This is a genomic window from Haloferax sp. S2CR25 (assembly GCF_031624535.1).
GTDB lineage: Archaea > Halobacteriota > Halobacteria > Halobacteriales > Haloferacaceae > Haloferax > Haloferax massiliensis.
The window spans coordinates 84,086-97,815 of the sequence record NZ_JAMQOO010000006.1; the positions used below are offsets into that span (position 1 = coordinate 84,086).

The window sequence follows — 13,730 nt, forward strand, 5'->3', positions numbered from 1 at the left end:
GTGGCTCAGCGGAGCCAGAGCAGTTGCGCGTGGAGCGTGCCGCCGACTTCGAGGACGGTCTCCTCGTCCACGAGGCCGGCGTCGATGGCGACCGAGACGGACTCCTCGCCGACGATGTTGGCGACGGTCGCGCGGGTGAGGCTGTCCACGACGGCGTCTTCGTCGGCGGTCTCGGCCTCGTCGCCGCCGTAGAAGTCCTCCGTCACGTCCAGCGAGACGCCGTCGTCGGTGTAGGTCTCGCCGATGCAGTCGGGGTCGCAGACCGAGACGAGGAGCCCCTCGGGGGTCTCCCGCTCGCGGAGGAGCATCTAGTACTCCTCGACGAGTTCCGCTTCGGCCTGCTCGCGGAGGTCGTCGGCCTGCTGTTGGGCCTGCTCTGCTTCCTCGTCGCGGCCGAGTTCTTCGAGCGCGCGCGCCTTCTCCTCGTGGACGCCGGGGGTGCGCATCCCGAGGCGGATGGCGTTGTCGAAGGCGTTGACGGCGTCCTCGTTGAGGCCGCGCTCGTGGAGGAAGAAGCCGCGGTTGTACCACGCCTGCGGGAAGCGCGGGTCGAGTTCGACGGCGCGCTCCGCGTGGTCGAGCGCGTCGGCCGTCTGGCCGGCCTCCCAGAGCGCGTACGCGAGGTTGGTGTGGGCCGTCGCGGCGTGCTCGCTGTCGTCGTCGAGCTTGAGCGCCTCCTGGTAGGAGCCGATGGCCTCGTCCCACTCTTCGAGTTGGCCGTGGGCCGCGCCCTTGTTGACCCACGCCTCCTGGGCGATGTCGTCGTCGTCGCCGGCGAACCGGGCGACGCGCTCGAACGCTCCTGTGGCCTCCTCGAAGCGGTTTATCTGCATGTACGAGAGCGCCACGTCGAGCAGTTTCTCGATGTCGACGTCCTCGGGGTCGATGTTCCGCTGGTCGAGGATGTCGGTCAGGACGCGCGAGTCGACCGGGTCGACCTTCGTCGGGTCCACCGAGAGTTCGGGCGGGTCGAGCGAGAAGTCGGAGTAGTCCTCGTCGAACCCCTGCCCCTCTGAGAAGCGGTGGGGTCGCTTGCCGTCGTCGGTCATATAGCCGCGCTTGGGCGTCACGGCGGTTAAACGCTACGTCAGCGGGACGACACCGACCGCTTTTTGGCCTCCCGCGGGCGAGCGTCTCCGAATGTCCGCGCCCCCGACGACGGTCGTGTCGTTCGTCCGGCACGCCCACGCTCCGTCCGTTCCCGACGCCGAGCGCGCCCGCGGCCTCTCGCGCCGCGGGCGCCGCGACGCGGCGCGCGTCACCGCCCGCCTCGCCGACCTCGCGGACGTGGTCGCCACCAGCCCCGCCGAGCGCGCCCGTGCGACCGTCGAGGGCGTCGCCGACGCGGCGGACGCCCCGCTCATCGTCGACGACGACCTCAGAGAACGCGAACTCGCGGAATCGCCGGTCGAAGAGTTCGACGAGGCCGTCGAACACCTCTGGGCGAACCCGAACGCGTCCCACCCCGGCGGCGAGTCCCACGCCGAGGCGCAGGCCCGCGGCGTCGCCGCCGTCGGCCGCCTCGTCGAGGCGTACCCCGACCGCCACGTCGTCGTCGGCACCCACGCCACGCTCATGGCGCTCGTGTTCAACGCCTACGACCCGCGCTACGGCCGCGAGTTCTGGACGGGGCTGACGACGCCCGACGTGTACGAGGTGACGTTCGTGGACGGCGAGGCGTTCAGCATCGCCCGGACGTGGACGCCCGAGGAGGCCGCCCGCGAGGGCGACGCCGACCGCGACCCGGCGGAACGTTAACGTCCGATTCGGGTCGACTGTCTGCCATGCGTTGTTTTCTCGCCGTCGACCTCCCCGACTCGCTCGCGGCGGGCGTCGCCGCGGTACAGGACCGGCTTTCGGACGCGGACGGGCTTCGGTTCACCGACCCCGAGGGGGCGCACATCACCGTGAAGTTCCTCGGCGAGGTGTCGCCGGACCGAATCGCCGAGGTGGAGGACGCGGTCGAGTCGGCCGTCGAAGACGCGGGGGTCGGCCCCTTCGACGCCTCGGTCGGCGGGCTGGGCGTCTTTCCCTCGCTGGACTACATTCGAGTCGTCTGGGTCGGCGTCGGCGACGGCGCGGCCGAGTTGACGCAGTTACACGAGGCCATCGAGCGCGAGACGACGGCCCTCGGTTTCGACCCCGAGAATCACGATTTCACGCCGCACGTCACGCTCGCCCGCATGGACGACGCCCGCGGGAAGGACCTCGTGCGGCGCGTCGTCGAGGGCGAGTCGCCGACGGTCGGGTCGTTTCGGGTGCGCGAGGTGCGCCTGAAGAAGAGCGAACTCGGACCCGACGGCCCCGAGTACGAGACGGTGACGCGGTTCTCGCTGTGAGGCGCGTCAGTCGTCGGTCGGTCGCCGCCCGCGACGGCGGTCCACGATACGCCGGAGTTCGCCTCGAATCACGTCGCGCTTGAACAGCAGGAAGCCCGCGAAGATGAGCGCGAAGCCGGCGACGGTGGCGCGCGTCGGCACGCGCCCGAGGACGGTCCACTCGGCGAGCGCGGCGAAAAGCGGGATGACGTATTCGAGCAGGCTCACCTCGATCGGGCCGACCCGGTCGAGGAGCCAGAAGTACAGCAGAAAGCCGCCCGCTCCGGCGACGACCGCGAGGTAGCCGGCGGCGACGAGCGTCGTCTGGGTCCACGCCGCGGCGGCGGCGGACTCCCACGGCAGGGCGGCGCTCGTGACGTGGAGCGTGACCGCGCCGACGAGCATCATCCACGCCTGCACGGAGAGCAGCGACATCCCCGTCTCGCTGTCGTGGGTGAGCACCGCGCCGAGGGCGAAGGCGACGGCCGAGCCGAACACGAGAACCGCGCCGACGAGGTTCGACGACAGCAGGTTCCCCGGGTCCGGGTTGGCGATGACGACGAGGCCCAGAAAGCCGAGGACGAGCCCGACGACCCGGTGCGGCGAGAGCCGCTCGCGGGTGGCCGTCAGGCGGGTGAGCGTCGGCGTCGCGAGCGGGATGATACCGAGGAGGACCGACGCCACGGAGCCGGGGACGTACACCTGCCCCGAAAACAGGAGCGCGTGGTGCGCGCCGATACTGAACGCGCCGCCGGCGAGAATCGGTCGCCACTCGTCGCGCGCGGCGGGGAGAATCCGGTCGCCGCGGGCGACGGCGACGGCGAACAACAGGAGCGCCGCCACGTCGAAGCGGACCGCGCCGAGGAACGCCGGCGGGACGGTCCGGAGGGCGATGTCGGTGGCGAGGAAGGCGCTCCCCCAGACGGCGGAGAGCGCGAGGAAGGCGACGGCGGTCTTGACCCGACTCATTCGCGTCGGCTTTCGCGCCGACGGTACTGAATGAGTCGATTCGATCGCCCGCCCGCCCGCCCGCGTCGCCGGCCCGGGAGAATGCCGCGTTTCAGCCGATTCGGGCGTGCGGACGCCCCTCACACGCCTGAAACGCGAAGGAACAAGATTTTATGCGGAGGATGGAAAGTACAGCCCACTATGGGTAAGAAGTCGAAGTCCAAGAAGAAGCGTCTGGCGAAGCTCGAACGCCAGAACAGTCGCGTCCCCGCGTGGGTCATGCTCAAGACGGACATGGAAGTCACGCGAAACCCCAAGCGTCGCAACTGGCGGCGGAGCAACACGGACGAGTAAGCAATGAGCGCAAACGACTTCGAGGAGCGCGTCGTCACCGTCCCGCTCCGAGACGTGAAGGCGGTCCCGGCACACGAACGCGCGGGCCGCTCGATGACGCTCATCCGCGAGCACCTCGCCAAGCACTTCAAGGTCGACGCCGAGAACGTGCGTCTCGACACGCAGATCAACGAGGACATCTGGGCGCACGGTCGGCAGAGCCCGCCGAGCAAGTTCCGCGTCCGCGCCGCGCGGTTCGACGAGGACGGCGAGTCGGTCGTCGAAGCGGAACCGGCCGAGTAAACGGTGCTTCGCGCCTCCTTCGCCGGTTCGTCCTACATCGGCGTCTTCGCTCGCGCGACCGACGACGCGCTGTTGGTCCGCCCGGACGCCGACGACTCGCTCGCCGAGCAGATGGCCGAAGAACTCGACGTGCCGCTGGTCAAGACGACCGTCGGCGGGTCGGGAACGGTCGGTGCGTTAGCGACGGGTAACGAGAACGGACTTCTCGTGTCGAGCCGCGCCACGTCCCGCGAGAAGGAGGCCCTCACCGACGCCGTGGACCTCCCGGTCTACGAGCTTCCCGGTCGCATCAACGCCGCCGGCAACGTCGTTCTCGCGAACGACTACGGCGCGTACGTCCACGCGGAGCTCTCCGACGAGGCCGTTTCGGCCGTCGAGGAGGCGCTGGAGGTCCCCGTCGAACGCGGCGACCTCGCCGACGTTCGGACCGTCGGGACGGCGGCCGTCGCCAACAACCGCGGCGTCCTCTGCCACCCGAAGTCGCGCGAGCCCGAACTCGAAGCGCTCGAAGCGCTGCTCGACGTTCGCGCCGACATCGGCACCATCAACTACGGCGGCCCGCTCGTCGGCTCTGGCCTCGTCGCCAACGACGAGAGCTACATCGTCGGCGAGGACACGACCGGCCCGGAACTGGGTCGCATCGAAGACGCCCTCGATTACATCGACTGAGGGTCTCGCGTCCCCCCGTTTCTCGCTTCAGTTTCGCTCCGAGTAGGAAGACCTTTCCCGCTCGCCACCCGACCGACGTGCATGAGCCAGTTCATTATCACGGGCAGCTTCACGAGCCGTGGCGTCGTCCACGAGTTCACGAAGACTGTCGAAGCGCCGAACGAGAACGTCGCGCAGGAACGCGCCTTTTCGCTCATCGGGAGCGAGCACGGAATCAAGCGCACGAAGGTCGAGCTCAACGAGGTGTCCGCGGCATGATGGGCGGCGGTCAGCAGCAACTTCAGCAGCTCTCTCAGGAGCTTCAGGCGCTCGACGAGGAAATCGAATCCCTCGAAAGCGAGGTCTCGGACCTGAACGACGAGAAAGACGAAATCGACGAGGCCGTCGAGGCCATCGAAACGCTCGAAACGGGCTCGACGGTGCAGGTGCCCCTCGGCGGCGACGCGTATCTCCGCGCCGAAGTCCAGGACATCGACGAGGTCGTCGTCTCCCTCGGCGCGAACTACGCCGCCGAGCAGGAACAGAGCACGGCCATCGAGACCCTGCGACGCAAGCAGGACGCGCTCGACGAGGAGATCGCGAGCGTTCGCGGCCAAATCGAGGAGCTCGAAGAGGAGAGCGACGAGATCGAAGAGCAGGCGATGCAGGCCCAACAGCAGATGCAGCAACAGCAGATGCAGCAGATGCAGCAGATGCAGGGCGAGGGCGGCGACGGCGACGACGAGTAAGGTAACCCCAACCTCCTACTATTCAGATGTTCGACGGACTGAAGAAGAAACTCAACCGCTTCCGTAACGACGTTGAAGAGACCGCCGAAGAGAAGGCCGAGGCCGAAGCCGACGCCGACGCGGAAGCGGAATCAGCACCAGCAGACGCGGCGGTCGAACCCGAGGCGTCCGAACCCGCTGCTGCCGCCCCCGACGCCGACACCGACGCGGTCGGCGACGCGGACGCCGGGTCCGAAGCCGACGCGGTCGACGCGGCCGACGCTCCTGCGGACGCCGAACCGGAGTCCGCACCCGAACGGGACGCGGCGACCGCGGAGGTCGAAGCCGAAGCCGCGGCGGCGACGCCGGCCGGCGAATCGACCGACGCCGACGCGGACACGGTCGACGAGCCGACCGGCGAGCCGGCGGCCGACGAGGCCGAACCGCGCGAGTCGCTCGCCTCCGACGCCGCGAAGGCGGCGCTGTCCGAGGAGGACGGCGACGATTCGTCCGGTCCGGGTCGGCTCCGCCGCGCCGCCGCGTTCGCCACGGGGAAGGTCGTCATCGAGGAGGAAGACCTCGAAGAACCCCTCTGGGAGCTGGAGATGGCGCTCCTCCAGAGCGACGTCGAGATGCAGGTCGCAGAGGAGATTCTCGAAACCATCCGCGAGAAGCTCATCGGCGAGACGCGAAAGCAGGTCCAGAGCACCGGCCAACTCGTCTCCGAGGCGCTCCACGACGCGCTGTACGAGGTCATCAGCGTCGGGCAGTTCGACTTCGACCAGCGCATCGCCGAGGCCGACAAGCCGGTGACGCTCATCTTCACCGGCATCAACGGCGTCGGGAAGACCACGACCATCGCCAAACTCGCGAAGTACTTCGAAAAGCAGGGCTACTCGACGGTGCTCGCCAACGGCGACACCTACCGCGCCGGCGCGAACGAGCAGATCCGCGAGCACGCGGAGGCGCTCGGCAAGAAGCTCATCGCCCACGAGCAGGGCGGCGACCCGGCGGCGGTCATCTACGACGGCGTCGAGTACGCCGAGGCCCACGACATCGACATCGTCCTCGGCGACACGGCCGGTCGGCTCCACACCTCCAACGACCTGATGGCGCAGTTGGAGAAGATAGACCGCGTCGTCGGTCCGGACCTCACCCTGTTCGTCGACGAGGCGGTCGCCGGACAGGACGCGGTCGAACGCGCCCGGCAGTTCAACGACGCGGCCGCCATCGACGGCGCGATTCTGACGAAGGCCGACGCCGACTCCAACGGCGGCGCGGCCATCTCCATCGCGTACGTGACGGGCAAGCCCATCTTGTTCCTCGGCGTGGGGCAGGGCTACGACCACATCGAGAAGTTCGACCCCGAGCGGATGGTCGACCGCCTGCTCGGCGAAGACGAGTAATCGGACCCGCTCCGTCGTTTCTCTTCCCCGTCACTCCAGTACGAGCGCGACCCCGAGCAGCAGCATCGTCCCCGCGCCGACGTAGTTCAGCGCGCTCGCGAGCCGCGTCTCCACGAGCCGCGACCCGAGTCGGTCCGCGCCGAGCGCGACGCCCGAGAGGTACAGCGCCGTGAGGGCGGCGTAGGTCGCGCCCAGACTCGCCATCCGCATCCCGGCTCCCGCGCCCTGTCCGGCGAACCCGGGGAGGAACGCGAGGAAGAACAGCGCGACCTTCGGGTTGAGCGCGTTGACGAGGACGCCGCGCCGAAAGCTCGCCCCGCTTTCGGTCTCGACCGAGGGGTCGAACTCGTCGTTTCGGAGGGCGGCGACGCCGAGGTAGCCCAGATACGCCGCGCCGACGTATCGGAGCGCCGCGGCGGCCTCGGGGACGGTTCGAAAGAGCGCCGCCGCGCCGAGTGCCGCGAGAAGCGTGTGAAAGAGGACGCCCGTGGCGATGCCGAGCGCCGACCGGACCCCCGGCCCGCGACCGTCGAGGCCGCGGGCGAGGACGTACATCGTGTCGGGGCCGGGCGCGAGGACGAGCGCGACCGCCGCCCCGCAGAACGCGAGATAGGTCGCGGCGTCGAGTCCGAACGCGAGCGTCGTCATCGCGCGAGCCTACGATTCGTCGCGGGAAGTAGCTCAGGGGTTCGGACTCGGAACCACCTGATTGCGGAGCGCGGGCACGCCGCCGTCGGACGCCGACGCCAGTCGCTCGACGTTCTCCGCGAGGATGTCGGCGACCCGCGTCCAGTAGTGCGGCGTGTGGCCGGAGACGTGCGGGGTGATGTAGACGTTCTCGAACCCCCAAAGCGGGTGGTCATCGGGAAGCGGTTCGGGGTCCGTCACGTCGAGCGCGGCGGCGCGGAGGCGGTTGTTCCGGAGGTTCGAAACGAGCGCGTCGGTGTCGACGACCCCGCCGCGCGCGACGTTGACGAGGACGGCGTGCGTGGGAAGCGCGTCCAGCGCCCGGCTGTCGATGAGTCCGCGCGTCTCGTCGGTCAGCGGGCACGCGACCACGAGGAAGTCGGTGCGGACGAGCGCCGATTCGAGGTCGTCGAAGCCGAGCACTTCGTCGGTCGGGCCGCCCTTTTCGGGCGTGTAGCGGACGCCGATGGTCTCGACGCCGAACGCGTCGAGTCGCTCGACGACCGCCTGCCCGATGGCACCGAGGCCGACCACGGTGGCCGTCGACCCCTGCAACTCGCCGTACGACTGGAAGCGCCGCCACTCGCGGCGTCGCTGGCGGCGGAGCCCCTCGTCCAGCCGGCGGGTAATCATGAGGAGCCAGCCGAGGACGTGTTCGGCGATGTTGGGGCCGTGGACGCCGGAGGCGTTGGTGACGACGACGCCGCGCTCGCGGAGCGCCGCCAGCGGGAGGTGGTCGTAGCCGGCGGTCGCGCCGGCGAACAGTCGGAGTTCGTCGGCGGCGTCGAGCACGTCGTCGGGGAGCGACGTGCCGGTGATAATGGTCGCGTCGCGGGCGGCGTCGAGCGTTTCGGCGGTCGTCTTCGGGTGGCGAACCGTCGCGTCGGGCAGGCGCTCGCGGAGGGCCGCGGCGTACTCCGACGCCGGCAGTCCGTGCGTGGGGCGGTCGAGGACGAGAATCGTGGTCATCGAGTGCGCTGTCGGGGGCCGAGCCGATAGGTGTTGGCCCCGAACGCGACGGATAAAGCCTTTACCGGCGCGACGGCGTAGGAACGCACAATGGTACTCGACAATCTCGGGAGTTCCCTCCGCGGCAGTCTCGATAAGCTGCGCGGGAAGTCCCGCCTCGACGAGGACGACGTTCAGGAGATCGTCAAGGAGATTCAGCGCTCCCTGCTCTCCGCCGACGTCGACGTCAGCCTCGTCATGGACCTCTCGGACTCTATCAAGACCCGCGCGCTGGAAGAGGAGCCGCCGGGCGGCACGAGCGCGCGCGACCACGTCCTGAAAATCGTCTACGAGGAACTCGTCGACCTCATCGGCGAGTCGACGGAGATTCCGCTCGAATCGCAGACCATCATGCTCGCCGGTCTCCAGGGCTCGGGGAAGACGACCACCTCCGCCAAGATGGCGTGGTGGTTCTCGAAGAAGGGGCTCCGCCCCGCGGTCATCCAGACCGACACCTTCCGCCCCGGCGCGTACGACCAGGCCAAGCAGATGTGCGAGCGCGCCGAGGTGGACTTCTACGGCGACCCCGACTGCGACGACCCGGTCCAAATCGCCCGCGACGGCCTCGAAGCGACCGAGGACGCAGACGTCCACATCGTCGACACGGCCGGTCGTCACGCGCTCGAAGACGACCTCATCGACGAAATCGAGGAGATAGAGGGCGTCGTCCAGCCCGACCTGAACCTGCTCGTCCTCGACGCGGCAATCGGGCAAGGGGCGAAAGAACAGGCCCAGCAGTTCGACGAATCCATCGGCATCGGCGGCGTCGTCATCACCAAACTCGACGGGACGGCGAAGGGCGGCGGCGCGCTGACCGCCGTCAACGAGACCGACTCGTCTATCGCCTTCCTCGGGATGGGCGAGACGGTCCAGGACATCGAGCGCTTCGAGCCGAACGGCTTCATCTCCCGGCTGCTCGGGATGGGCGACCTGAAACAGCTCTCCGAGCGCGTCGAACGCGCCATGTCCGAGACCCAGGCCGAAGACGAGGACTGGGACCCCGAGGAGATGATGAAGGGGAACTTCACCCTCAAGGACATGCAAAAGCAGATGGAGGCGATGGACAAGATGGGGCCGCTCGACCAGGTGCTCGACATGATTCCGGGCTTCGGCGGCGGCATCAAAGACCAGCTTCCGGACGACGCGATGGACGTGACGAAAGACCGGATGCGCGCGTTCGAGGTCATCATGGACTCGATGACCGAAGAGGAACTGGAGAACCCGCGGAAGGTCGGCGCGTCCCGCGTCAAGCGTATCGCGCAGGGGTCGGGACAGGACGAGGAGACGATACAGGAACTGCTCGAACAGCACCGCATGATGGAACAGACCATCAAGCAGTTCCAGAACATGGGCGACGGCGACATGCAGCGCATGATGAAGAAGCTCCAGAACCAGGACGGCGGCGGCGGTATGGGCGGTCTCGGCGGTATGGGTCCGTTCTGAACCACCGCGCGATCTTCTCGCCGCGCTTTCTGCGCTTGCCCGCGCGATTCTCGCCTCGCCGCGATACCGCCGACTTTTAACGCTCGGGTCCGTCGCACCCCACAATGACCGTGCGAGACGTGGCGGTCGAGGCCTACAAGGAAGCCTTGCCCGCGCTCGCGGCCAGCCTCGTCGGCGGCCTCGTCGCCGGCGTCGTCCTCGGGGGCATGCGGGCCGAACTCCGAGCCGTGCCGGGGCTTCTCGTCCTCGTTCCCGCGCTCTTGGCGACCCGGGGCAACGTCTACGGCTCGCTCGGCGCTCGCATCGCCACCGCGCTCCATCAGGGGCTCATCGAACCCCGCGTCACCGGCGGCGACGAACGCCTCCGGGCCGCCGCGACGGCCGCGCTCGCCAACGGCGTGCTCACGAGCACGTTCGCCGCCGTCGTCGCGTTCTTTCTCCTCACGTTCCTCGGCAGTCGGGTCGCGCCGCTCCCGATTCTCGTCGGCGTCGCCATCGTCGCCGGCCTGCTGTCCGGTATCGTCCTGACCGTCGTCGTCGTCAGCGTCGTCTTCGCGGGCTACCGACGGGGGCGCAACCCCGACACCATCGTCGGCCCGGTCGTGACGACCACCGGCGACGTGTTCGGCGTCCTCTTTCTGCTCATCGCGGTCCGAACCGTCCTCGCCGTCGCGGGGGTGTTCTGAGTGCCGACCGAGTGGACCGTCCGCGCCATCACGCGGGCGATGCTCCCGGTGTTGCTCGTGCTCACGCTCGTCGAACTCGGGAGCGGCCTCGTCCTCGGGAGCTTCGAGGCGCAACTGTTCCGCTACCCGTCGCTTCTCGTGCTCGTCCCCGTCACCATCGGGACCGCGGGGAACCTCGGAAGCGTCCTCGCGGCGCGGCTCTCCACGTCGTTCCACCTCGGGACGCTCTCGTTTTCGCCCCGCGACGACGAACTCGCGGGTAACGCCGTCGCCACGGTCGCCCTCGCGGTGACGGTGTTCCCCGTCATCGGCGCGGGCGCGTGGGTCGCCACGCTCCTCGTCTCCGGCGACACGTCGCTGGCCCCGCAGAAAGTCGTCCTCGTCTCCCTGTCGAGCGGGATTACGCTCGCCGTCCTCGCGGTCGTCGTGACGTTCTCTGCGACGTACGTCGCCTACCGGTTCGGTCTCGACCCCGACGACGTGGTCATCCCCGTCGTCACCAACGTCTGCGACGTGCTCGGCGTCGTCGTCCTGTTCGGGGTGGCGCAGGTGCTCGTCTGAGCCCGACGCTCGAACCGTCTCCCGCCGACCGACGCCGATTAGTTCGCTCGGCACCGACCGTCGGTCGTGCAGTCGTCGGCCGTCCTCCCGGTGCTGTTCGAGGTGCTCCCGCGAGTCGCGCGCATCGCCGCCTACATCGCCGCGGGCGTCTTCGCCGCGAACCTCGTCGTCGCCTTCGGCCTCGTCGAGCGCATCGCCGGCCTCTCGCGGTATCTGACGAACCCCGCGAACCTCCCCGACGAGGTGGGGACGGCCATCGTCACCACCGCCGCCTCGACGACGGCGGGCTACGGGATGCTCGCGGAGTTCCGCGAGTCGGGCGTCCTCGACGACCGGGCGACGCTCGTCGCCGTCACCATCAACACGTTCTTCGGCTTCGTCCAGCACATCTTCACGTTCTACTGGCCGGTGCTCATCCCCATCCTCGGCCGCGAAGTCGGCTTCATGTACGTCGGCGCGCGGGCGGCCATCGCGCTCGCCATCACCGCGACCGGCGTCGTCGCCGGCGCGGTGCTTCTCTCTGACCGTAACACGACCCCGGTCGCGGTCGCCGAGACCGACGGCTCGGGCGGCGTGGTCGATGCGGCCGCCGGCGCGGGCGACTCCGCCGGCGCGGGCGACACCGACGGCTCCCTCCGCGAGGCGGTCGAAGACGCCGCCCGGAGCACGTGGACGAAGCTTCGACGCATCGTCCCGCGGCTGGCGGTCGTCTACGTGGTCGTCACGCTCCTCCTGCGGACGACCGACCTCGAATCGTTCGCGGCGCTCGCCAGTCCGCTGACGAACCTCGTCGGTCTGCCGGGCGCGGCCGTCCCCGTCGTCGTCGCCTTCGCGTTCGACACGACGACCGGCGCGGCGACCATCGCGCCGGCCATCGGCGAGACGTTCACGCCGAAGCAGGCCGTGGCGACGATGCTCATCGGCGGCATCATCTCCTTCGCCGTCTCGACGTTCAAGCGGTCGATTCCCTTCCAGTACGGCATCTGGGGCCCCGAGTTCGGGTCGAAGGTCATCGCCGTCAACACGGGGCTGAAAATCGTCTTCATCGCCGTCGCGGTGGCGCTGTTGGTCGCCTGAGTAGCGAGAAAACGGCGTCTCAGTCTCGGTTTCGTCCCCGGTTTAGCGGTCGTTCGGGTCGACCGGTCGCCCGTCTTCGGTCGGCGGCGCGATGTAGTCGATGACCTCGTCGACGGAGGGGTCGCGGACGGTCACGCGGACGTCGATGTCGCCGAGTTCGTCGGGGTTGCCGACGGAGAAGTTGACGACGCCCTTGAACGCGGCCTGCTTTTTCAGCGCGAACGAAAATCCGTCGTCGTCGCGGCGCTTGGCGAACTCGCGGCGGGCGGTGTCGAGGATGGCCTGCTCGTGGAGGCGCTCGGAGAACCGCTCCAGCTCGTGGGTCTCACCGACGAGTTTCCCGGGTTCGTGGTCGAGTTCGACGCCGGGGAAGATGTTCTCGACGGCGTCGCCGACGCGGTCGGTGACCTCGGTGTCGCGGACGGGAACCTCGATGCGGACGTCGACGCTGTAAATCATGCTCACGCGTCGGCCTCTGCGACCGCTTCCGGCCCTTCTTCGAACAGCTTCGCGATGGTCTCGCGGTATTCCGCCAGCGTGCCGGTGTTCTGGATGACCACGTCGGCGCGGTCCATCGCGTCGCCCATCCCGAAGTCGAGTTCGCGGCGCTCGCGCTTTTTGAGCGCCTCCACGTCGGTGTCGCTGTCGTCGCGGTCGCGGTCGAGCAGGCGCTCGGCGCGCGTCTCGAACGGCGCTTCGACGCTCACGAGGACGAAGTCGTCGCCGAACGCCTCGCGGAAGCGGTCGAGTTCGACGCCCGACCGAAGCCCGTCGACGACCACCACGTCGTTCGATTCGAGGTGGTCTTCGACCATCGGCAGCGAGCGCGCGGCGATGGCGTCGTCGCCCTCCTCCTCGCGGAGCGCGGTCGCTATCTTCCCGTGGTCCGTCGCGGGGTCGAGGCCGCGCTCGCGACACTCCTCGCGGATGACGTCGCCCATCGTCACGACGGGCACGCCCGCGTTGCGGGCCACCTCGGCGAGTTCGCCCTTGCCGCTTCCCGGCAGGCCGACCGTCCCGATGACTCTCATAGCCGGTGTTACCGCGTTGGCGCTGTTAAAGCCTCCCTTCACGTCGCTCCGGGTGGCGGGTTTTCGCTGTTTTCCTTCACCCCTCCGCCTCGCTTCGACCACCCCGTCGCTTTTCGCCTCGGCCCGCGTATCTACGCCCATGTCTCAGCGCTCGTTCGTCGTCCGCGCCATCTGGTTCGTCTTCGTCGGCTGGTGGGCGACGCCCGCCGTCGTCAACGTCGCGTGGTTCCTGAACGCGACCGTCATCGGCATCCCGCTCGGCGTCGCGCTCATCAACCTCGTCCCGACGGTGCTCTCGTTGAAGGAGCCGAAAACCCGGCTCGACCCCGACTCGTCTCGCGGCCAGCGGTCACTCGTCGTCCGCGCCATCTACTTCGTGTTCGTCGGCTGGTGGCTGAGCTGGGTCTGGGCGAACGTCGCGGTGCTGTTCACCCTCACCATCGTCGGTCTCCCGGTGGGCATCTGGATGCTCAACAGGCTCCCGGCGGTCACGTCGCTGTACCGGTTCGACGGGTAGAACCCGATTCGTTTTTCTTGCAGGGCCGGTTTGTGG

20 protein-coding genes are annotated in these 13,730 nt (G+C 68.9%); 13 read left to right on the forward strand and 7 right to left on the reverse strand.

Annotated features, from left to right (window positions below; all coding sequences use genetic code 11):
* Positions 1–5 precede the first annotated feature (5 nt).
* The gene (locus NDI65_RS14885; protein ID WP_004968868.1) at positions 6–308 is read right to left on the reverse strand and encodes a DUF424 family protein; all 303 of its coding nucleotides are present in this window, start codon (positions 306–308) and stop codon (positions 6–8) included.
* Positions 309–1,049 carry a tetratricopeptide repeat protein gene (locus NDI65_RS14890; protein WP_007275890.1) on the reverse strand — a complete coding sequence of 247 codons (741 nt, stop codon included), beginning with the start codon at positions 1,047–1,049 and terminating at the stop codon, positions 309–311.
* Between the two features lie 91 nt (positions 1,050–1,140).
* Between NDI65_RS14890 and NDI65_RS14895 the strand changes: the two genes are divergently transcribed.
* Positions 1,141–1,758: a histidine phosphatase family protein gene (locus tag NDI65_RS14895; protein WP_310893800.1), complete on the forward strand. Its 618-nt coding sequence runs from the start codon at positions 1,141–1,143 to the stop codon at positions 1,756–1,758.
* A 26-nt stretch (positions 1,759–1,784) separates the two neighbouring features.
* Positions 1,785–2,339, forward strand: coding sequence for an RNA 2',3'-cyclic phosphodiesterase (thpR, locus tag NDI65_RS14900; RefSeq protein ID WP_310893801.1), 555 nt, complete (start codon positions 1,785–1,787; stop codon positions 2,337–2,339).
* Between the two features lie 6 nt (positions 2,340–2,345).
* Here thpR and NDI65_RS14905 read toward each other — a convergent pair whose 3' ends face one another.
* Positions 2,346–3,287 carry a DMT family transporter gene (locus NDI65_RS14905; RefSeq protein ID WP_089777207.1) on the reverse strand — a complete coding sequence of 314 codons (942 nt, stop codon included), beginning with the start codon at positions 3,285–3,287 and terminating at the stop codon, positions 2,346–2,348.
* A gap of 180 nt (positions 3,288–3,467) precedes the next feature.
* On the opposite strand from NDI65_RS14905, the gene NDI65_RS14910 reads away from it, so the two are divergent.
* The 6 genes from NDI65_RS14910 (at position 3,468) to ftsY (ending at position 6,684) form a co-directional block, all read left to right on the forward strand.
* Entirely contained in the window at positions 3,468–3,620 is a 153-nt protein-coding gene (locus tag NDI65_RS14910) for a 50S ribosomal protein L39e (protein WP_004045214.1), read from the forward strand.
* Between the two features lie 3 nt (positions 3,621–3,623).
* Positions 3,624–3,902: a 50S ribosomal protein L31e gene (locus tag NDI65_RS14915; protein ID WP_004973931.1), complete on the forward strand. Its 279-nt coding sequence runs from the start codon at positions 3,624–3,626 to the stop codon at positions 3,900–3,902.
* A gap of 3 nt (positions 3,903–3,905) precedes the next feature.
* Positions 3,906–4,571: a translation initiation factor IF-6 gene (locus tag NDI65_RS14920; RefSeq protein ID WP_089777208.1), complete on the forward strand. Its 666-nt coding sequence runs from the start codon at positions 3,906–3,908 to the stop codon at positions 4,569–4,571.
* Between the two features lie 81 nt (positions 4,572–4,652).
* Positions 4,653–4,829: a 50S ribosomal protein L18Ae gene (rpl18a, locus tag NDI65_RS14925; RefSeq protein WP_007275895.1), complete on the forward strand. Its 177-nt coding sequence runs from the start codon at positions 4,653–4,655 to the stop codon at positions 4,827–4,829.
* Positions 4,829–5,299, forward strand: a complete 471-nt coding sequence (pfdA, locus tag NDI65_RS14930) for a prefoldin subunit alpha (RefSeq protein WP_089777209.1) — start codon at positions 4,829–4,831, stop codon at positions 5,297–5,299. Before rpl18a ends, pfdA begins: the two co-directional genes overlap by 1 nt.
* Positions 5,300–5,325: 26 nt before the next feature.
* The gene (gene ftsY / locus NDI65_RS14935) at positions 5,326–6,684 is read left to right on the forward strand and encodes a signal recognition particle-docking protein FtsY (RefSeq protein WP_310893802.1); all 1,359 of its coding nucleotides are present in this window, start codon (positions 5,326–5,328) and stop codon (positions 6,682–6,684) included.
* 30 nt (positions 6,685–6,714) lie between these two features.
* Here ftsY and NDI65_RS14940 read toward each other — a convergent pair whose 3' ends face one another.
* Positions 6,715–7,332 (reverse strand): LysE family translocator, encoded by a 618-nt coding sequence (locus NDI65_RS14940; RefSeq protein WP_089777211.1) that lies wholly within the window; start codon positions 7,330–7,332, stop codon positions 6,715–6,717.
* Positions 7,333–7,365: 33 nt separating this feature from the next.
* Positions 7,366–8,340 (reverse strand): D-2-hydroxyacid dehydrogenase, encoded by a 975-nt coding sequence (locus tag NDI65_RS14945; RefSeq protein ID WP_310893803.1) that lies wholly within the window; start codon positions 8,338–8,340, stop codon positions 7,366–7,368.
* 90 nt (positions 8,341–8,430) lie between these two features.
* Between NDI65_RS14945 and NDI65_RS14950 the strand changes: the two genes are divergently transcribed.
* The 4 genes from NDI65_RS14950 (at position 8,431) to NDI65_RS14965 (ending at position 12,146) form a co-directional block, all read left to right on the forward strand.
* Positions 8,431–9,822: a signal recognition particle protein Srp54 gene (locus tag NDI65_RS14950; RefSeq protein ID WP_089777213.1), complete on the forward strand. Its 1,392-nt coding sequence runs from the start codon at positions 8,431–8,433 to the stop codon at positions 9,820–9,822.
* Between the two features lie 104 nt (positions 9,823–9,926).
* Positions 9,927–10,508, forward strand: a complete 582-nt coding sequence (locus NDI65_RS14955) for a magnesium transporter (RefSeq protein WP_004065697.1) — start codon at positions 9,927–9,929, stop codon at positions 10,506–10,508.
* Entirely contained in the window at positions 10,509–11,069 is a 561-nt protein-coding gene (locus NDI65_RS14960) for a magnesium transporter (protein WP_089777214.1), read from the forward strand.
* Positions 11,070–11,135: 66 nt separating this feature from the next.
* Positions 11,136–12,146 (forward strand): nucleoside recognition protein, encoded by a 1,011-nt coding sequence (locus NDI65_RS14965; protein WP_310893804.1) that lies wholly within the window; start codon positions 11,136–11,138, stop codon positions 12,144–12,146.
* 42 nt (positions 12,147–12,188) lie between these two features.
* On the opposite strand, the gene NDI65_RS14970 is transcribed toward NDI65_RS14965, so the two are convergent.
* Together NDI65_RS14970 and NDI65_RS14975 are read right to left on the reverse strand one after the other, a co-directional pair.
* Positions 12,189–12,605, reverse strand: coding sequence for an RNA-binding domain-containing protein (locus NDI65_RS14970; protein WP_089777216.1), 417 nt, complete (start codon positions 12,603–12,605; stop codon positions 12,189–12,191).
* A 2-nt stretch (positions 12,606–12,607) separates the two neighbouring features.
* The gene (locus tag NDI65_RS14975) at positions 12,608–13,177 is read right to left on the reverse strand and encodes an AAA family ATPase (RefSeq protein WP_089777217.1); all 570 of its coding nucleotides are present in this window, start codon (positions 13,175–13,177) and stop codon (positions 12,608–12,610) included.
* Between the two features lie 139 nt (positions 13,178–13,316).
* Here NDI65_RS14975 and NDI65_RS14980 point away from each other — a divergent pair, with 139 nt between their 5' ends.
* Positions 13,317–13,694, forward strand: coding sequence for a YccF domain-containing protein (locus NDI65_RS14980; RefSeq protein WP_310893805.1), 378 nt, complete (start codon positions 13,317–13,319; stop codon positions 13,692–13,694).
* The last annotated feature ends 36 nt before the right edge of the window (positions 13,695–13,730 follow it).